This is a genomic window from Cupriavidus sp. GW823-FHT07A04 (genome assembly GCF_058794615.1).
On sequence record NZ_JBXAHA010000019.1, the window covers coordinates 46,907 to 65,621 of the forward strand.

Genomic DNA, 18,715 nt, shown 5'->3' on the forward strand with positions numbered 1-18,715 from the left:
ACCCGATACCCGTTGTCCGCGCCGACGGCACCAACCCAGGAGATTTCCATGAACCAGACCGGAACAAGAAGCCTGCGTGGCCATGCCCGCCGCAGTGGACTGGCGCTGGCGATCGCCATGCTCGGATTTGGCGCCTTCCCCGCCGAGGCCCAGACGGACGCACCTGCAACACCCTTGGCGCGACCGGCCCGGCAAGAGATTGGCCCGCATACCCGTGGCATCCTCGAGATCCAGCGCAGTGGCGCCCAGGCGGGCGAGCTGCAGGTGTTGCGTGGGGAGCAGGCAGCCCTGTCCTACCAGCGCTATATGGCGACGTTTGCCTATCCGATCCCCGAGTTCTACACGGGCCAGGCGGGATCGAAAAATGGCTCCAGCGGTGGCGCAGGGCAGGGAGTGGCAGGCCGATGATTCGCTGCCGCTCGCCTCTCGTCGCCGGGCGCCGACGCGGGCAGCGCGGTGCCATCGGCGTGCTTGGCGCCCTGCTGCTGGCGACGGTTGCGATCGGTTCGCTGGTGTCGATCGATGTCGGCCATGTGTTCTACCGGCAGCGCCAGTTGCAAAAGATCGCCGACATGGCCGCACTGGCCGGCGCGCAGCAGCTCAAGCAAGCCGCGGCCGCCGCCACCGTGTCGGCCAATGTGCTGAGCGCCACGCAGTCGGCGGGCACGCAGAATGACTACGCCGGCACGGCGACCGCCAATTGCAGCGCAGCGGGCAGCAGCGATGCCGATGGCATGCGTGTCTGCCTGGGCGTATGGGATCCGGCTTACAGCACTGGGAGCGACACCGTACGGCACTTCAACGCCGGCTACGACACCACCAAGCTATCGGCAAACGCGGTGCAGGTGGTCGTGACCCAGACCGTGCCGATCCTGTTCGTGATTCCCGGCAGCGCGTCGCGCCAGTTGCGCGCGGAGGCGATTGCCAATGCGAGCCCGCCGGTGGCGTCGTTTTCGGTCGGTAGCGGGTTGCTGGATGTCAACACCGGCAGCAGTGTGCTCAGCAGTTTGCTGGGAACCTCGGTGCAGCTGTCCGTTTTGGACTGGCAAGGCTTGCTCAACGCCAATGTCACGCTCGACCAACTGCGCCTGAAGCTGGGTGTCGGCACCATTAACGACTTGCTGAAGACATCGCTGTCGATCCAGCAGTTCTATGCGCTCGTGCTGGGCGCGGCCGGCAAGGATTCGCTGCTGTCCGCGGCGCTGGGCAGCCCGCCCACGCAACTTGGGTTGAGCGGGGTCAAGGCCAACGTGGGACTGGGCCAGTTGCTGAACCTGGGCGTGCTGGCGCCGGCGGCGTCGTCAGCGGCTGATGTGGCGCTGAACGTGGCGCAGTTGCTGATGCTCGGGGCGCAGGTCGCGAATGGCAATTCGGCGATCCAGGTGAAGTTGCCTCAGATTAATGTGGCGGGCCTGACCAATATCGGTGCGCAGCTATATGTCGTGCAGCCGCCCGTGATGGCGGTAGGGCCGGCGCGCCAGCTTAGCCCCGGAGTCTGGCAAACCACCGCGCACACGGCGCAGGTGGGGTTGCGACTCGATCTCGGGGTCAATATCAACGTGCTCAGCCTGGTGGGCGTCGGCATAAACCTGCCGCTCTACGTCGAAGTCGCGGCGGCCACGGCCTCATTGCAAGGCATTCAGTGTGCGGCCGCAAAGGCGGATTGCCGTGCCACATTGGGGGTGAACACAGGCTTGGTCAAGGCATGCCTTGCCGCGGCCTCCGGCAGCGGCTGCGCGTCCGGACCTGTCACATTAATCGATACCTTGGCTTTCGGCACGGGGGTGAGGATCATCGCCAGCGGCAGTCCGCAAACTGGTACGGTTGGTGTCAACAGTACGACAGTCAACATGGCGCCAGGTACGTCGATCCGGGTCGGGACCCCGCAGCCACTAAGCGGGGTGGTCAGAGATGTCCTGCGTAACCTGAACCTGGATATCGTCGTCAGGTTGCTCGGGATTGATATCGCGACGGTTCCATTGCCGCTAGCGGATCTCCTAGCCTCATTGCTCTCAGGGCTTGACCCCGTGCTGGTCCCATTACTAGCCGCATTAGGCATCCAGCTAGGCTACGCCGACATCTGGATGCAAGGAATCGACTGCAACAACGCCGAGCTGGTGTTCTGAGCCATGCAGCAGGCTAATCGCTATACGGCGGAAGACAGATGAAGACAGATCGCTGGGCTTACGAGAGCCTTGAAGTATATGTATGGGAAGGCAAGTCTGACATTGCCGATCGTGTATCGCGTTTCCTGTCGCCGCTTGGCGTGGACGTGATCCGCGCCGGCGCGCTGGAGGCCTTGCCCGCGGAGCCGCGGCTCAAGCCGTGCGTGGCGGTCATCAGTGTCTCGGTGATCGGCGCGGCGAAGTTCACCGCGCTGGACTGGGAGGCGGCCCACGGCATGCCCGTGGTGTGGGTGGCGGCGCCGGGGCGCGAGACGGATCCGGGGCGCTTTCCCGCGGAGTATGCGCATATCCTGGCCGACGATTTCACGGGGCCAGACCTGCGCAACCAGATCGGCAAGCTGCTGCCGCAGTTGCTGGCAGCCGCCGAGCCCGCGAATGCGGTGGCGGACCTGGTGGCGGAGTCACCCGCCATGCAGCAGTTCCTGTCGCAGGTGGAGACCTTCGCGGATTTCGGCAGCAATGTGATGCTGTACGGCGAGACCGGCGCGGGCAAGGAGCGGATCGCGCAGCGCTTTCACGAGCGCAACAACATCTATGGCAAGGGACCGTTCGTTGCCGTGAATTGCGGGGCGATTCCCGATGGCCTGTTCGAGTCGCAGTTCTTCGGACATGCCAAGGGCGCGTTTACCGGCGCGATGTTCGCGCACCGCGGCTTCTTCGAGCAGGCCAACGGCGGCACGCTGTTCCTGGATGAAATCGGCGACCTGCCGCTGTTCCAGCAGGTCAAGCTGCTGCGCGTGCTGGAGGAGAGCGCGCTGACCCGGCTGGGCTCGACCATGCCGGTCAAGCTGGATTTCCGCCTGGTCGCGGCCACCAACAAGGATCTGCGCGAGGCCGTGTCGCAGGGCCGCTTCCGTGCGGACCTATATTTCCGGCTGGCGGTGATCGAGCTGCGGCTGCCCAGCCTGGAGGAGCGGGGCGCCGTCGATAAGGTGGCGTTGCTGGTGTCGTTCCTCAAGCAGATGCTCGGGGCCTCAGGCCTGGACGCATTGCCGCCCGTGCCAGACTGGCTCAAGGGGGCGGTGGGCACGGCGTTCTTCACGGGGAATGTGCGCGAGTTGCGCAACCTGGCCGAGCGCATCGGTATTACTGTGCAGCAGACCGGGCATTGGGACGAGGCGCGGATCCGGCCTTTGTTCCGCAGCCTGCGCCCGGGTGCGTTCGATAGCAGCGAGCGCACTGCCGACTGGCGCGGCGAGACCGAGGAGCGCCGCCGCATTGTGGCCGCGCTGGATGCCAATAGCTGGCGGCGCCAGGATACGGCGGCCAGCCTGGGCATCAGCCGCAAGGTGCTGTGGGAGAAGATGCGCAAGTTCCAGATCGCCGACAACGAGGCCGAGCCGGCGTGAATTGTCCCCGTCATGGCATGGGGGCGCTGCGCTTCAGAACGTCTTCTTGCCGCCCTGGTAAGCGCTGACGATGCGGTTCATTTCCGCCAGCAGCGCGGCGCTCTCGCCGTGCAGCGTGCGTGCAATGCCTTGCATGTAGCCGAGCAGCTCCTGCTTGGCGGCTTCGGCAAAGTCCATGGTCACTGCCTGGTCCTCATACAGCAGCACGTAAGAGCGGGCGAAGCCGTACAGCAGGAAGTAGGCCGCCGCGTGTGCGGGGTCGGTGTCGATCAGCTCGCGCGTGGCTTTCTTCACCGTCACGAAAGCGTCGGTGCCGGGGAGCGAATCCTGGAATTGCTGGAGGGTGGTTTCAAGCGTCATGGCGCAATATCGGTTAGTGAAAACGGGTTCGGTACATCAAATGAAAATGGCTGCATGGCGGATCGCGCCCGCTCATACGCTGTTCAACATGCGCCGCAGCAGCGCGGCGCCGTCGCGCCCCTTGTAGGCGCGTTGCCATAGGTCATTGACCATGGTGGTGTAAAGCCGTACCGCCTCGGGCGCTGCGGTCACGGTGGCGATGCCGGTGGACACGTTGGGAAACTCGCCAAAACGAAATGGGCTGGTGGCCACATAAGCCTTGCCGGGCCGCTCGAAGACCTGGAAGGTCACGTTGGGCATGCTGCCGTCGACGATGCCGATCTGCAGGCCGATGGGCTGCGCGTCCAGCAGGTCGATCACGCGTTCGATCTCGCGCCGGGCTGCCAGCGAGCGCTCCATGCGCACCGCGGGCGGCAGGTCCAGCCGTCCCACCAAGCCAAAATGCACGAAGCGCTCCAGCGAGCGCAGGTCGATCAGGCTGGTGATGGGCGGCACGCTGCGCGCGAACGATTGCTTGCGCTCTTCCAGCAGGTCCAGCAGGGCGTCGATGGTTGCGGCTGGCGCTGGCTGCGGACTCTCCGCCAGCATCTGGCGCAGGTGGCCGGCGTAATCGGGCGAGGTCAGCAGGTAGGAGATTGGTTCGAAATGGGCCAGGATGCGCGTCGCGCCGTGCTCGAGCTGGCGCATGCGCTCGATATACGCCACGGCCGAGTAGTAGTACTCGGACTCGACCCCCAGCATGGATGCCAGCGAGGTGCCGAGCAACTGGGCGAGACGGCCAAGGGTCTCGATCTTGACGATGTCGCCCTTCTCCATGCGATAGATCGCGGCCCGCGATACGCCGAGCTGTTCGGCGATGGCTTCCGCGCGCATCCCCGCGCCTAGACGGTACGCGCGCAGGCGATTGCCGATTTCAACGAAATCAACCATTGGGCCGGCAGCGAGCGGAGCGTCCATCCTCGGGGAATCTCAAAAAGAAGACAAGACCCATCCTAGCATGGGCCGTGGCCGGATGGCGAGAGAAGCAACATGTCGGAATGCCATGCCGCCGCATTTCCCCGCGTTCAAGGCATTCGCGCATCCGGACGATATACCCACGACGGCTGGATGATCTGGATAAGCCGCATTTTGTGCATCAATGTGCCTTTTGTGCTCAGTTGTGGTGCATAAAGATGGCGTCAATGCTTGTACAGTCTCGTAAACGAGACTTGGCTAGTTTTTTGGATGGCATGTATATTGCGATCCGCATCATGAGGCCCGCAATCCGCTGGTTTCCCGCATCACGCTTGCCACACCAAAGGAGCGCCTCAGGCGCCAGAAAAGGAATCCGATGAAGAAGTCCCTCGCCACGGCGCTGACCGCCGCCGTCACCATCGTTACGACCGCCACGCTGACCCTCGCCGTAGCGCCTGCCCAGGCCGCCGGTTATCCGGACCGGCCCATCACCATCGTCGTGCCATACGCCGCCGGCGGCAGCAACGACCTGGTGGCGCGCGTGCTGAGCCAGCGCCTTGGCCAGGACCTGGGTGTATCGGTGGTGGTGGACAATGCGCCGGGCGCCAGCGGCACCATCGGCGCGCTCAAGACCATCAATGCGCCGGCCGACGGCTATACGTTGCTGCTGGGTTCCAACAGCGAAATCTCGATCGCCAAGCTGACCAACCCGAAGATCAAGTACGACGGCCAGCGGGATCTCGTGCCCTTGCGCATGGTGGGCTCGCAGCCCATGGTGCTGGTGTCCGGCGCGCATTCCGGCATTCAGGGCGTGGCGGGTTTCCTGGCGCTGGCCAAGAGCAAGAAGCCGGTGAACTATGGCACCTCGGGCATCGGCACGCCGCTGCATCTGTCGGGAGAGCTGATCCGCGGCGCCAGCAAGGTCGATATGACCCACGTGCCGTACAAGGGCGGCGCGCCGGCCATCGCCGACCTGATGGCAAACCAGATCGAACTGGGCGTGCTGGTGCTGTCGACGGCGCTGCCGCAGATCAAGTCGGGCAAGCTGCAAGCGATTGGCGTGACCTCGGCCACGCGCTCGCATGCCGCGCCCAATATCCCGGCACTGGCGGAGAACAAGGCCCTGGCCAATGTGGACATGCGCCTGTGGTTTGGCTTGTTCGCGCCTGCCAACACGCCCAAGTCGGTGACCGACAAGCTGACCGACGCACTGGCTCGCGCCATCAACGCGCCGGAAGTGAAGAGCAAGCTGTCCGAATCGGGTGTCGACATCGATGCGAAGGACGCCGTCGCCTTTCGCAGCTTTATCGCCAAGGAAACCGAGTCGTACCGCAAGATCGTGAGCGAAGCCAATATCCAGGAATAATCCGGATTCCAGGCTTCCAGGCTTCCAGGCTTCCAGTCTTCCAGACGTCAGTGCGGCGATGCCCGGGTGCTTACGGCCCGGCCATCGCCGTTTTTGCGCTATGCATTAAAGAATGCGGATCTGCTTGACCTTGAACTTGGAGTCGCCGAAGAGCGCCTTGTCGTATTCGCCCAGCAGTTCCACTTTGGTCGATGCGTCCACCGGCTTTCCGGCAGGCCACAGCTTCTTGTCGATCTTGATCCGGATCTGGCCGGTGCCGTCGTCGAACTGGTAAAGCTCGTGGCCCACGCTGCTGATGATTTGCCCGCGCAGCACGGCGTGCTGGTCATCCTTGCCTTGCTCCGTCAACGCCTTGACGGTGGTCGTTGGAACCGTGGTTGGGCCCACGTACTGCGCTTGTGCCAATGCGGCCGTAGCCGTCAGTGCTGCCGCGATCAGGATGCGTTTCATGGTTTCTCTCTCAGGTCTGGTTGAAACATAGCGGCTGGGGGGCGGCAACCTAGCCAGCCCATTGTGCCGGAGGCGGTGCTTTTGCACTGGCTCGGCGCCTATTGTGGAGCGTGCCGGCTGAACCGAAGCTGAATGGCGGCTGGGCAACGTTATGATGGCGCTTGCCGCCGCGGTCCGCTCCGGCCCGTCCACATACTGCTAGGGATTCACATTGCGTTTTCTTCACACTGCCGACTGGCATCTCGGGCGCGTATTCCATGCGCGCAGCCTGCTTGAAGACCAGGCCTGGGTGCTTGACCAATTCGTTGCGCTGGTGCGCGAGCGCCGGCCCGATGCGGTGCTGATCGCCGGCGACGTGTATGACCGCGCGGTGCCGCCGCCCGAGGCCGTGGCGTTGCTGGACGACGTGCTGGCCCGCATCGTGGTGGATGCCGGCATTCCGGTGGTGATGATCGCGGGCAATCACGACAGCGCCCAGCGGCTTGGTTTCGGCGCGCGGCTGCTGACGGCGCAGGGTTTGCACGTGGCCGGCATCACCGAGCGCGATGCCACTTGCGTGACCTTGTCCGATGCCCATGGCGAAGTACGGATCTACGCCTTGCCCTATGCCGAGCCCGCAACCGTGCGCGACGCCTTCGACATGGAACTGCCCGGGCACGAGGCCGCGTTGGCGGCGCGCCTGGACGCGATCCGCGCCAGCCATCCGGCGCAGGCGCGTTCGGTGGTGGTGGCCCACGCTTTCGTGATCGGTGGCGAGGCCAGCGAATCCGAGCGGCCGCTGTCGGTTGGTGGCAGCGGCGCCGTTGCCGCCAGCGTGTTCGACGGCTTCGACCTGGTCGCGCTTGGCCACCTGCATCGCCCGCAGACCTTCAGCCAGCGCATCCACTACGCCGGCTCCTTGCTGAAGTACTCGCTGTCCGAAGTCACGCATGCCAAGTCGGTTTCACTGATCGAGCTGGCGGCCGATGGCGCGGTCAGCATCGAGCCGATCGCGCTGTCGCCACGGCGCGACCTTCGCATCATCGAAGGGCAACTGGCCGATCTGCTGGCGCAAGGCGCGGCAGACCCGCGGCGCGATGACTACATCCACGCGGTGTTGACCGACAACGGCGCCTTGCTCGATCCGATGGCGCGCTTGCGCCAGGCCTATCCCAATGCGCTCGCCATCGAGCGCGCGGTGCTGGCGCGCACGGGCGAGGCCGGCGCGGCGGGCCAGCGCCTGCGCCAGCTCGATACCGGCGAACTGTTCGCCAACTTCTTCAAGGAGGTGGCGGACGAAGAGCTGGACGACGATAAGCGCCGCGTGCTCGACCAGGTGCTCGAGGGCATTGCCCGCGCAGACCGGGAGTCCGCATGAGACCGCTGCGCCTGAAGCTGCAAGCCTTCGGCCCATTTGCCGCCAGCGAGGAAATCGACTTCACCCGGCTCGGGGAGCGGGCATTCTTCCTGATCCACGGCCCCACCGGCGCGGGCAAGACCACCTTGCTCGACGCGATCTGCTTTGCGCTCTACGGCGACACCTCTGGCGGCGAGCGCAGCGCGCAGGACATGCGCAGCGCCAACGCCGATCCGGCCTTGCGCACGGAGGTGACGTTCGAGTTCAGCTTGGGTGGCCAGCGCTACATGGCCACGCGTTCGCCCGCGCAGGAGCGGCCCAAGCTGCGCGGCGAGGGCACCGTCAAGGAAACGCCCAAGGCCCAGCTTGATGTCATGGGCGACGCGGGCTGGACCAGCAAGGCGAGCCAGCCCAACAAGGTCGATGACTTCGTGCGCAACCTGCTGGGCTTTGACAGCAGCCAGTTCCGCCAGGTGATCGTGCTGCCGCAGGGGCGCTTTCGCGAATTGCTCACGGCGGATTCCAAGAGCCGCCAGGCCATCCTCGAGCGGCTGTTCCGCACCGAGCTGTACCGGCGCGTGGAGGAACTGCTCAAGGGGCAGGCGGCCGGCATTCGCCAGGAAGCCGAGCGCCTGCGCATCGAGCAGACGGCGTTGCTGCAGCAGTATCAATTGGAATCCGTGGACGCGCTGCGGGAGCAGGCTGCAGGGTTGCAGGCCCAGCTGGCCGAACTGCAGCAGCGCGAGGTGGCCGCGCGCACCGCGCTGGAGGTGGCCACATTGGCAACCAGGCAGGGCGAGCAGACGGATGCCCGCCTGCGGGAGCAGCGCGATACCGAGGCGGCCCATGCTGCGCTGATGGCGCAGCGGCCCGAGATGGAGGCGCAGCGCCAGCGCCTGCAGTCCGCACGCCGTGCCATGCAGGTGCAGCCGCTCGAGCAGCATCTGGGGCAGGCCGTGCAGGAACACCAGCAGGCGCAGCAAGCGCTGGCCGCCGCAAGCGCGCGGTCTGCCGATTGCGCCGCTGTCTCGGCCACTGCCGCTGCGGGGCTTGAGGCCGAAGTGGCCCGTGCCGGCGAGCGCCAGACGGCGCAAAAACAAGTGACGGAGCTGGAGGCCATGTTGCCGCAGGCGCAGCGGCTCGGCGTGCTGCAGCAAGAGTTGCAGGCCGCCGCCCGCCAGCAGGCGCAAGCGGGTGCGGCCCATGCCGGGGCGCTGCAGGCGCAGCAGCAAGTCACCGCCACGTTGCGCCAGGCCGAGGCCGGCCTGGCCCAGGCGCAGGAAGGCGCGCGCGGGCTGGAGACGATCCAGCTCAAGCTGGCCGGCCTGGCGCAGCAGGCAACCACGCTCGACAAATACGCCGCCACGCTGGCGCAGTGCGAGCAAGCGCACCGCCAGGCCGATGCCGACCAGCTCGCTGCGCAGCAAGCCGCCAAGCAGCAGGCGGCAAGCCTGCTGCGCCTGCGCGAGACGGAGCAGGCCTGGCGGGCCGGGCAAGCCGCGCGGCTGGCTGCCGGCTTGCAGGATGGCCAGGCGTGCGCTGTCTGCGGGAGCACCGCGCACCCGCAACTGGCGCAGCACGTCGATGCACTGGTCTCCGACGAGGCACTGGACCTGGCCCGCGAGGCCGCACGGCTTGCCGACCAGGCGGCGCAGGGCGCGGCCAGCCGTGCGCAGGGCGCGTTGCTGGCAGCCACGCACCGGCAGGAACAACTGGATGAACTGCGCGAAGCGGCGGGAACGGTGGGCATGCCCGACGGCGCCGCGCAAGACCCGGCGGCGGCCAGGCAGCAGCTTGCCGGCGCCGTCCAGGCGCTGCGCCAGCAGCAACAGGCGGCAGAGGCGGCCGCCGGCCGCTGCCAGCCGCTGGCCGCGGAAGTTGAGCGGCAGCAAGCCGCTCTCACGGCAGCCGAGGCGGCCATTCGCGCCGCCGACGCCGCTGTGCAGGATGCAGGCCAGCGTCACGCCAAGCTCCAGGGCGAGTGGCAGGCCGCCAGCACGCAGGTGCCGCCGGACCGGCGCGAGCCGGAGCGGCTGACAGCGGCGCTAGCACAGGCACGCCGGGACCTTGCCGCGCGCGAAGCCGCACTGGCCGCCGCGCAGGCCGCCGACAAGCAGGCCGGCGTGGGGCTGGCGGCAGCGCTGGCCGCGCAAGCCGCCGCGCAAGCGAGCCTCGCTACCCACGCAAAGCGGGAGACGCAGGCGGGCGCCGCATTCGCGAGCGCGCTGGAGCAAGCCGGCTTTGTCACTCGCCAGGCCTATGCCGAGGCGCGGATGCCGGGTGCGCAGATGGAGCAGGCCGAAGCCCAGGTCAATCGCTTCGACCTCGACCTGGCCGCTGCCGGCGATCGCCGCGAGCGCGCCGCCATTGCCGCGCGCGACCTTGCCCCGCCGGATCTTGCCGCCCTGCGCCAGGCCCAGGCGGACGCCGCCGGCGCGCTCGAGGCGCTGGTCCGGCAGCAGGCCGACCTGCACCGCAGCCGCGAGAACCTGCTGCAATGCCAGCAGCGGCTGGATGCCCTGGCCAGCAAGGGCGCGGACATCGAGCGCAGCTACGCGGTGCTCGGCCGCCTGGCCGAAGTGGCCAACGGCAACAATCCGCGCCGCATGACATTCCAGCGCTTCGTGCTGGCCACCTTGCTCGACGAGGTGCTGGAAGCGGCCTCGCTGCGGCTGATGCGCATGAGCCGCAACCGGTATGAGCTGCAGCGCGTGCGCCAGCAGGGCGACCAGCGCACCGCCGGCGGCCTCGACCTGGAGGTGTTCGACCACGACACTGGCATGGCGCGCCCGGCCAATACCTTGTCCGGAGGCGAGGGCTTTCTGGCCTCGCTCTCGCTCGCGCTGGGGCTGGCCGATGTGGTGCAGTCGCGCGCGGGCGGGATCCAGCTCGATACCTTGTTTGTCGACGAGGGCTTCGGCACGCTCGATCCCGAGAGCCTGGACTTTGCCATCCGCACCCTGATCGACCTGCAGCATGCCGGACGGCTGGTGGGCATCATTTCCCACGTGGCCGAGCTGCGCGAGCGCATCGATGTGCGGCTGGAGATCCGGGCCGGGGCCGGCGGCAGCCGAGCGGAGCTGCAATTGCCGTAGCGGCCCGGGCGCCACCTCAGCGGGGCCTGAAGAGCGTAAGCTGTCCGATGTTCCGGGCAGCCGTGGCCCCGTTGGCAAGCTAGCTTTCAACTGCCCTACGGTCGTGGCCGGCTAACGCACAAGCGATTTGCCGGCGCCTTGACCACCCGCGGACAGGGGGTGTAACCTGTTCATTCTGCGAATTGAAGTTCGCAATTAGAACAAACCACAATAATAAGAAAAACCAAAGTCTGTTGGATTCGTTTCCGGCGGTGCGCCTTTTGCAAGCGGAGGGCGCCCAAGCCGGATGGCTCTTCCGGCAGGACTGTCCGGAGACAGCGTTTGCGCGCCGCCTGGTTTCCCTCCTTGGCGGCCGGTTCCGGATAGTTCGTCCGGACTCTCGGAACTGGAACGCAAGTGATCAACAAGCTATTCGACTCGGTGGAATCGGCCATGGCCGATATCCAGGACGGCGCCACCATCCTGATCGGCGGCTTCGGCATGGCAGGCATGCCGGCGGAGCTCATCGATGCCCTCATCGCGCAGGGCGCCCGCGACCTCACCATCGTCAACAACAACGCCGGCAATGGCGACACCGGGCTGGCCGCGCTGCTCAAGACAGAGCGCGTGCGCAAGATCATTTGCTCTTTCCCGCGCCAGGCCGACTCCTACGTCTTCGATTCGCTCTACCACGCTGGCAAGATTGAGCTGGAACTGGTGCCGCAGGGCAACCTGGCCGAGCGCATCCGCGCCGCCGGCGCCGGCATCGGCGGCTTCTTCACCCGCACCGCCTATGGCACGCCGCTGGCCGAGGGCAAGGAAACCCGCATTATCGACGGCCAGGGCTACGTCTACGAGACGCCCATCCATGCCGACTTCGCCCTGATCAAGGCGCTGCGCGCCGACCGCTGGGGCAACCTGACCTACCGCAAGACCGCGCGCAACTTTGGCCCCATCATGGCGATGGCCGCCAAATGCCCCATTGTGCAGGTCAGCGAGATCGTCGAACTCGGCGAGCTGGACCCGGAACACATCGTGACCCCGGGGTTGTTCGTCAAGCGCGTCGTCAAGGTCGACGGCGCCAGCCAGGCCGCTGCCTGAGCGCCAAGGAGATTCAGAATATGCAACGCCTGACCCGCGATCAGATGGCCGCCCGCGTGGCCAAAGACATTCCCGACGGTGCCGTGGTCAATCTCGGCATCGGCCTGCCCACCCTGGTTGGCAATCACCTGCCAGCCGACCGTGAAATCCTGCTGCACAGCGAGAACGGCCTGCTTGGCATGGGCAAGGCACCCCCCGCCGGCGAAGAAGACGGCGACCTGATCAACGCCGGCAAGCAGCCGGTCACGATCAAGCCGGGCGGCTCGTATTTCCACCATGCCGATTCCTTCGCCATGATGCGCGGCGGCCACCTCGACTTTTGCGTGCTGGGGGCTTTCCAGGTCTCGGTGAAGGGCGACCTGGCCAACTGGCATACCGGCGCGCCGGGCGCGATCCCCGCCGTGGGCGGCGCGATGGACCTGGCGATCGGCGCCAAGGAGGTGTTCGTGATGATGGAACACCAGACCAAGCAGGGCGAGAGCAAGATCGTGGCGGAATGCACGTATCCGCTGACCGGCATGACCTGCGTCACGCGCATCTATACCGATCTGGCGACCATCGACGTCACGTCCGACGGGCTGGTGGCGCGCGACCTGGTTGAAGGCCTGTCCTTCGACGAACTGCAACGCCTGACCGGCGTGCCGCTCAAGCAGGGCGCTTCTGCCTGAGTGCCTGAGTGTTGGCCTGACCGGCGGGGCGAGCCCCGGCGAGCACGCTTGCAAGCCTCCCGTTTTCACGATCACGAACAAGCAAGAGAGAGACAACCATGACCGAAGCCTTCATCTGCGACGCCATCCGTACCCCCATCGGCCGCTACGGCGGCAGCCTGTCCGGCGTTCGCCCGGACGACCTGGGCGCGGTGCCGCTCAAGGCCCTGATGGCACGCAACCCGAACCTGGACTGGTCCGCCATTGACGACGTGATCTACGGCAATGCCAACCAGGCCGGCGAAGACAACCGCAACGTAGCGCGCATGTCGCTGCTGCTGGCCGGCCTGCCGCAAAGCGTACCGGGCGCCACCATCAACCGCCTGTGCGGCTCTGGCATGGACGCTACCGGCACCGCCGCGCGCGCGATCAAGTCCGGCGAAGCCGGCCTGATGCTCGCTGGTGGCGTGGAAAGCATGAGCCGCGCCCCGTTCGTGATGGGCAAGGCCACCAGCGCCTTCTCGCGCGATGCGCAGATTTTCGACACCACCATCGGCTGGCGCTTCATCAACCCGGCGATGCGCGCGGCTTACGGCGTGGACTCGATGCCCGAGACCGCCGAGAACGTTGCCACCGACTACAAGATCAGCCGCGAAGACCAGGACCTGATGGCCCTGCGCAGCCAGGAAAAGGCATCGCGCGCGCAAGCCGACGGCACGCTGGCGCAGGAAATCACCGCGGTGACGATCGCCCAGAAGAAGGGCGACCCGCTGGTTGTGGACCGCGACGAACACCCGCGTGCCACCAGCATGGAAGCGCTGGGCAAGCTGCGCGGCGTGGTTCGCGCCGATGGCACCGTGACTGCCGGCAATGCCTCGGGCGTGAACGACGGCGCCTGCGCCATCCTGCTCGCCAGCGAAGCCGCGGCCCGCCAGCACGGCCTGACGCCCAAGGCTCGCATCGTCGGCATGGCAACCGCCGGCGTGGCGCCGCGCGTGATGGGCATTGGTCCGGCACCGGCTTCGCAAAAGCTGCTCAAGCAACTCGGCATGACCATCGACCAGATGGACGTGATCGAGCTGAACGAAGCGTTCGCCGCGCAAGGCCTGGCCGTGCTGCGCGAACTCGGCGTGGCCGACGACGACGCACGCGTCAACCCGAATGGCGGCGCGATCGCGCTGGGCCACCCGCTCGGCATGAGCGGCGCCCGCCTGGTGACCACCGCCATGTACCAGCTGCACCGCACCGGCGGCCGCTACGCGCTGTGCACGATGTGCATCGGCGTGGGCCAGGGCATCGCTATGGTGATCGAGCGGGTCTGATCGTCAGCTGCCTGACCGTTTGACGCCTGGGCGCCCGCGGGTTTCGGCTCGCGGGCGCCGTGCGCTAAAGATTGCCGCGCGGCTGCCGTTAGTACCCGGTGGAAGTGCAGGCTGATGAAGTTTCCCAACGCAAAGAAGCAGCGCGACAGGGCCGACTGGCTCGCCGGCTCTCGTCGCATCCTCTTCAGCATGACCCGGTGCCCCTTGCCGGTCGGAGTATGTGATGTCCCTTCCCGTTGCCACGCTCGTTACCGGCGCCAGTTCCGGTATCGGCCGCGCCATCAGCGAAATGCTGCTGGCCGATGGCGTGACCCAGGTGGTCAATGTCGACTATGTCGCCCCCGCCTGGTCCCATCCCAACATGACGTTTGTCCAGGCCGACCTGACCAATGCCGACGCGACCCGCGCCGCGGCCGAGCAGGTGACCTCGCGCTTTGCCGTGACCCGGCTGGTCAATAATGCCGGCGCCACCCGCCCCGGCACGGCCGACACGGCGCGCGTCGAAGACCTGGACTATGTGGTTGGCCTGCATCTGCAGGCCACCCTGCTGCTGACCCAGGCCTGCCTGCCCGCCATGCGCGCGGCACGCTTTGGCCGCATCGTGAACATGGCTTCGCGCGCGGCGCTGGGCAAGCCGGAACGCGTGGTGTATTCCGCCACCAAGGCCGGCCTGATCGGCATGACCCGCACGCTCGCGATGGAACTCGGCGGCGACGGCATCACGGTCAATGCCGTGGCGCCTGGCCCGATTGCGACCGACCTGTTCCGCAAGAGCAACCCCGAAGGCAGCGAGCAGACCAAGCGGATCCTCGCCAGCATCGCGGTCAAGCGCATGGGCACGCCGGAAGACGTGGCTCGCGCCTCGATGTTCTTCCTGTCGCCGGAGAACGGCTTCGTGACCGGCCAGGTGCTTTATGTGTGCGGTGGCACCACCCTCGGCGTCGCACCCGTGTAGTCCCGCGGCGTGACCGGTGCAAAGCGCGCACCCGTCATCACGCCGCAGCATTTAGTCCGTAGAAAACTAAAAAAGATGACCCGCGCCACAAGCGCGGGCTTACAGCGATTTATCCTGGAGCAAACATGAAATCCCATTCCCAAGCTCGCACCCCGCACAACAGCGCGCGCCGTCGCCTGCTGGCTGCCGGTGTGGCATTGGCCGCCACCTTCGGCGGCATGACCAGCGCAGCCTACGCGCAAGGCAACTATCCGACCAAGCCGATCACCATGATCGTGCCGTTCTCGGCCGGCGGCACCACCGACATCCTGGCGCGCATCGTCGGCCTGCAACTGGGCAAGGCGCTCGGCCAGCCGGTGGTGATCGACAACCGTCCGGGCGCGGGCGGCAACATCGGCGCATCGATCGCGGCCAAGGCTCCGGGCGATGGCTACACCCTGTTCATGGGCACCATCGGTACCCATGCCATCAACCAGTCGCTTTACTCCAAGCTGCCGTTCGATCCGGTCAAGGATTTCGCGCCGATCTCGCGCGTGGCGATGGTGCCGAACATTGTGGTGGTGAACCCCAAGGTGCCGGTCAACAACGTCAAGGAACTGATCGCCTACGTCAAGGCCAACCCGGACAAGCTGTCGTACGGTTCGTCGGGCAGCGGCTCGTCGATGCACCTGTCGGGCGAGTTGTTCAACTCGATGACCGGCCTGCATATCCAGCACATCCCGTACAAGGGCAGCGCCCCGGCGGTCAACGACCTGCTGGGTAACCAGATCGGCCTGATGTTCGACAACATGCCGTCGTCGTACCCGCACGTGAAGGCCGGCAAGCTGCGCGCTATCGCCGTGACCTCGGCCAAGCGCTCGCCGGCACTGCCGAACGTGCCGACCGTGGCCGAATCCGGCGTGCCGGGCTATGAAGCGACTTCCTGGTTCGCGTTGTACGCCACCGGCGGCACGCCGCAGCCGATCGTCGATCGCTTGAATGCGGAAGTGGTGAAGATCCTGGCCATGCCGGAAGTGAAGAAGCAGATGGCCGACCAGGGCGCGGAGCCGCATCCCGAGAAGCCGGCCGAACTGGCCGCTTTCATGAAGACCGAGACCGCCAAGTGGGCCAAGGTGGTGAAGGCTTCGGGCGCCACGGTGGACTGATCGATCCCCGCACGGTTGCCCCGGCCCGAACTTCTGGCCCGGGCCGATGACAGTAAAAAGGCCGGCCCTTCGGGGTCGGCCTTTTTACGTGCGCTTGATGTGTGGACGCGCTCAGGGCAGAAAAAAGCCCGCGGTAGGTTGCGGGCCCAATCCTGGCCCACACACAGGGCAGGAGGAGACAGGGGGGAAACATTGGCAGGAGACGGTGCACGGCGCACGCGGCGCATCAGCCGTCAGGCCAGGCTGTACTTGACAACCTGTTCTTCCACGCCCACAAAACGCACCAGCTGACGCAAGCCGCTGGCGTACTCCTTGATATGGTGCCCGTCCGGCGTATCCGGCAGGCGGTAGTACACGGGCATCGTTGTAGCCGACGCGGGCTGGCTGGCGGCTTGGGGCCCATCGGCCTCCCACGGGACATCCCGGTCTTCGGCGAAATCTGTTCGTCCTGGCATGGACCGCTCCTGGTGAATGACTGGCATGGCTGTGCCGTGGCCGAGAACCGGCAACAGGCATGCGGAATGACTATGTCTGCAAATGTATTGCACCCTGCCGAAAAATGCTATTTAGCATTTTTTAGATCTGCATCAGCGTTGTCGTTGCCTTGTCATTTTTCGTGTGTCCAACAGCCGGAAATTGGCGGTATCCGTGGGCAGCAGCCCTGGCGGGGCCGGGCTTTGCGCTACCATAGGCGCTCGCCACCCAAAGCCATGGCGGCAGCCATATGCCGCCACCGGGCGACCGGCCTCCACGTCACGCTTCCCGCATGTCCGTTCAGCACGCACTCCTGACCTCCCTTCTGGAAAAACCGTCTTCCGGCTACGAGCTGGCTCGCCGCTTCGACCGCTCCATCGGCTATTTCTGGCATGCGACGCATCAGCAGATCTATCGGGAGCTGGGCCGCATGGCCGAGCACGGCTGGATTGCCGCGGATGAGGGGGAGGGTGACGCCAGGAATCGCAAGAAGGTCTACTTCGTGCTGCCGCCAGGGCGCGACGAACTGGCGCGCTGGGTGCTGGCGCCTACCGCCGGCCTGGACGTGCGAGATGAAATCCTGGTGAAGCTGCGCGCCGATGCTGTCGTGGGCCCGCTCGGGCTGAGGCCGGAGATGGCGCGGCTGATCGGCCTGCACCGCGAGCGGCTCGAGACCTATCGCCAGATCGAGCGGCGCGATTTCTCCGCCGCGCAGCCCACGCGCGCGCAACAGGTGCAGCACGCCCTGCTCAAGCGCGGCATCCGGTATGAAGAGGATTGGGTGTCGTGGGCCGAGGAATTGTTGCCGCTGCTGGATAAGCAGGACGACGCGGCCTGAAGTCGCGCCGGGCGATCGCGCCCGGCGGATGGGAAATGCGTGGAAACGGGCGCCAATAGGGGGATCGGACAGGTGGCCAGGCGCTGCGGCGCGCTGGCCACCGTCAACAACGCGCTCAGGCCAGGTCGGCCGCCGTCGCGCCGTTGGCGTAAGCCGCTGCCGGGGCCAGCCCAAGGCGGCGGCGCGCCAGCGCGTATTCCTCCGCAAAGCGGCGCACCAGTTCGGCGGCCGGCACCACGCGCTTGATGGCGCCCACGCCCTGGCCAGCGCCCCAGATGTCTTTCCAGGCCTTGGCGCTGCCCGAACCGAAGTTCATCTTGGACGGATCCGATTGCGGCAGCGCTTCCGGATCGAGCCCGGCATTGACGATGCTCTGGCGCAGGTAGTTGCCGTGCACGCCGGTAAAGAGGTTCGAGTAGACGATGTCCGACGCCGTGCTGTCGACGATCATCTGCTTGTAGCCGGCCTGCGCGTTGGCCTCTTCGGTGGCGATAAAGGCCGAGCCCACATAGGCCAGGTCGGCGCCTGCGGCCAGCGCCGCGAGGATGCCGTCGCCGCTGGCGATGGCGCCCGACAGCAGCAGCGGGCCGTCGAACCACTCCCGGATTTCATGCAGCAGCGCAAACGGCGACAGCACGCCGGCGTGGCCGCCTGCGCCCGAGGCGACCGCGATCAGGCCGTCGGCGCCCTTCTCGATGGCCTTGCGTGCGAACGTGTTGTTGATGATGTCGTGCAGCACGATGCCGCCATAGGAGTGCACGGCATCGTTGACTTCCTTGCGCGCGCCCAGCGAGGTGATGACGATGGGCACCTTGTAGCGCACGCACAGTTCCAGGTCGTGATCGAGCCGGTCATTGGACTTGTGCACGATCTGGTTGACCGCGAACGGTGCCGACGGGCGGTCCGGATGCTTGGCGTCGTGCTCGGCCAGCTCGGTGGTGATGCGGTCCAGCCAGTCGTTGAGCACCGGGCCAGGGCGCGCATTGAGCGCCGGGAAGGAGCCGACCACGCCGGCCTTGCACTGGGCGATCACCAGGTCGGGGTTGGAGATGATGAACAGCGGCGAGCAAACCACCGGCAGCGAAAGACGGTTCTGGAGAATGGCGGGAAGTGACATGGCGTTTCTGCGAGAGTGAATACAGTGGAACGGATAGGGGT

At 66.3% G+C, this 18,715-nt stretch carries 17 protein-coding genes; 12 read left to right on the forward strand and 5 right to left on the reverse strand.

Annotated features, from left to right (window positions below):
• The first annotated feature begins 48 nt into the window (after positions 1-48).
• Genes AC1Q7Q_RS29220 through AC1Q7Q_RS29230 form a run of 3 tightly spaced genes read left to right on the forward strand, consistent with a single transcriptional unit; the run spans position 49 to position 3,535 of the window.
• Positions 49-408, forward strand: a complete 360-nt coding sequence (locus AC1Q7Q_RS29220; RefSeq protein WP_492371322.1) for a DUF3613 domain-containing protein — start codon at positions 49-51, stop codon at positions 406-408.
• Positions 405-2,126, forward strand: coding sequence for a TadG family pilus assembly protein (locus tag AC1Q7Q_RS29225; RefSeq protein ID WP_492371323.1), 1,722 nt, complete (start codon positions 405-407; stop codon positions 2,124-2,126). The genes AC1Q7Q_RS29220 and AC1Q7Q_RS29225 overlap by 4 nt, the downstream gene beginning before the upstream one ends.
• A gap of 38 nt (positions 2,127-2,164) precedes the next feature.
• A complete protein-coding gene (locus AC1Q7Q_RS29230) occupies positions 2,165-3,535 on the forward strand; it encodes a sigma 54-interacting transcriptional regulator (RefSeq protein ID WP_183033918.1) in 1,371 nt (456 codons plus the stop codon).
• Between the two features lie 33 nt (positions 3,536-3,568).
• Here the strand turns inward: AC1Q7Q_RS29230 and AC1Q7Q_RS29235 are convergent, their stop codons facing one another.
• Together AC1Q7Q_RS29235 and AC1Q7Q_RS29240 are read right to left on the reverse strand one after the other, a co-directional pair.
• Positions 3,569-3,895 carry a hypothetical protein gene (locus AC1Q7Q_RS29235; protein WP_150991512.1) on the reverse strand — a complete coding sequence of 109 codons (327 nt, stop codon included), beginning with the start codon at positions 3,893-3,895 and terminating at the stop codon, positions 3,569-3,571.
• Between the two features lie 72 nt (positions 3,896-3,967).
• Positions 3,968-4,825: a helix-turn-helix domain-containing protein gene (locus tag AC1Q7Q_RS29240; RefSeq protein WP_309405743.1), complete on the reverse strand. Its 858-nt coding sequence runs from the start codon at positions 4,823-4,825 to the stop codon at positions 3,968-3,970.
• A gap of 400 nt (positions 4,826-5,225) precedes the next feature.
• On the opposite strand from AC1Q7Q_RS29240, the gene AC1Q7Q_RS29245 reads away from it, so the two are divergent.
• The gene (locus tag AC1Q7Q_RS29245; RefSeq protein WP_492371324.1) at positions 5,226-6,215 is read left to right on the forward strand and encodes a Bug family tripartite tricarboxylate transporter substrate binding protein; all 990 of its coding nucleotides are present in this window, start codon (positions 5,226-5,228) and stop codon (positions 6,213-6,215) included.
• A 105-nt stretch (positions 6,216-6,320) separates the two neighbouring features.
• Here the strand turns inward: AC1Q7Q_RS29245 and AC1Q7Q_RS29250 are convergent, their stop codons facing one another.
• Positions 6,321-6,665 carry a NirD/YgiW/YdeI family stress tolerance protein gene (locus tag AC1Q7Q_RS29250; RefSeq protein WP_492371325.1) on the reverse strand — a complete coding sequence of 115 codons (345 nt, stop codon included), beginning with the start codon at positions 6,663-6,665 and terminating at the stop codon, positions 6,321-6,323.
• A gap of 211 nt (positions 6,666-6,876) precedes the next feature.
• Between AC1Q7Q_RS29250 and AC1Q7Q_RS29255 the strand changes: the two genes are divergently transcribed.
• From AC1Q7Q_RS29255 to AC1Q7Q_RS29285, 7 genes are all read left to right on the forward strand, one after another.
• Positions 6,877-8,022, forward strand: a complete 1,146-nt coding sequence (locus AC1Q7Q_RS29255) for an exonuclease SbcCD subunit D (protein ID WP_492371326.1) — start codon at positions 6,877-6,879, stop codon at positions 8,020-8,022.
• Positions 8,019-11,096, forward strand: a complete 3,078-nt coding sequence (locus AC1Q7Q_RS29260; protein ID WP_492371327.1) for an AAA family ATPase — start codon at positions 8,019-8,021, stop codon at positions 11,094-11,096. Before AC1Q7Q_RS29255 ends, AC1Q7Q_RS29260 begins: the two co-directional genes overlap by 4 nt.
• A gap of 396 nt (positions 11,097-11,492) precedes the next feature.
• Positions 11,493-12,176 (forward strand): 3-oxoacid CoA-transferase subunit A, encoded by a 684-nt coding sequence (locus AC1Q7Q_RS29265; RefSeq protein WP_043357062.1) that lies wholly within the window; start codon positions 11,493-11,495, stop codon positions 12,174-12,176.
• Between the two features lie 20 nt (positions 12,177-12,196).
• Positions 12,197-12,844: a 3-oxoacid CoA-transferase subunit B gene (locus AC1Q7Q_RS29270; protein ID WP_492371328.1), complete on the forward strand. Its 648-nt coding sequence runs from the start codon at positions 12,197-12,199 to the stop codon at positions 12,842-12,844.
• Between the two features lie 98 nt (positions 12,845-12,942).
• A complete protein-coding gene (gene pcaF / locus AC1Q7Q_RS29275; RefSeq protein WP_174424128.1) occupies positions 12,943-14,145 on the forward strand; it encodes a 3-oxoadipyl-CoA thiolase in 1,203 nt (400 codons plus the stop codon).
• A 223-nt stretch (positions 14,146-14,368) separates the two neighbouring features.
• Positions 14,369-15,100: an SDR family NAD(P)-dependent oxidoreductase gene (locus AC1Q7Q_RS29280; RefSeq protein WP_043357057.1), complete on the forward strand. Its 732-nt coding sequence runs from the start codon at positions 14,369-14,371 to the stop codon at positions 15,098-15,100.
• Between the two features lie 125 nt (positions 15,101-15,225).
• Complete coding sequence (locus tag AC1Q7Q_RS29285; protein WP_150993157.1) at positions 15,226-16,245, forward strand: Bug family tripartite tricarboxylate transporter substrate binding protein; 1,020 nt, start codon at positions 15,226-15,228, stop codon at positions 16,243-16,245.
• Positions 16,246-16,478: 233 nt separating this feature from the next.
• Here AC1Q7Q_RS29285 and AC1Q7Q_RS29290 read toward each other — a convergent pair whose 3' ends face one another.
• Positions 16,479-16,700 (reverse strand): hypothetical protein, encoded by a 222-nt coding sequence (locus tag AC1Q7Q_RS29290; protein WP_416051513.1) that lies wholly within the window; start codon positions 16,698-16,700, stop codon positions 16,479-16,481.
• A 311-nt stretch (positions 16,701-17,011) separates the two neighbouring features.
• Between AC1Q7Q_RS29290 and AC1Q7Q_RS29295 the strand changes: the two genes are divergently transcribed.
• Positions 17,012-17,557, forward strand: a complete 546-nt coding sequence (locus AC1Q7Q_RS29295) for a PadR family transcriptional regulator (protein WP_150993161.1) — start codon at positions 17,012-17,014, stop codon at positions 17,555-17,557.
• A gap of 115 nt (positions 17,558-17,672) precedes the next feature.
• Here the strand turns inward: AC1Q7Q_RS29295 and AC1Q7Q_RS29300 are convergent, their stop codons facing one another.
• Positions 17,673-18,674, reverse strand: a complete 1,002-nt coding sequence (locus AC1Q7Q_RS29300; RefSeq protein ID WP_174424123.1) for an NAD(P)H-dependent flavin oxidoreductase — start codon at positions 18,672-18,674, stop codon at positions 17,673-17,675.
• Positions 18,675-18,715: the final 41 nt, after the last annotated feature.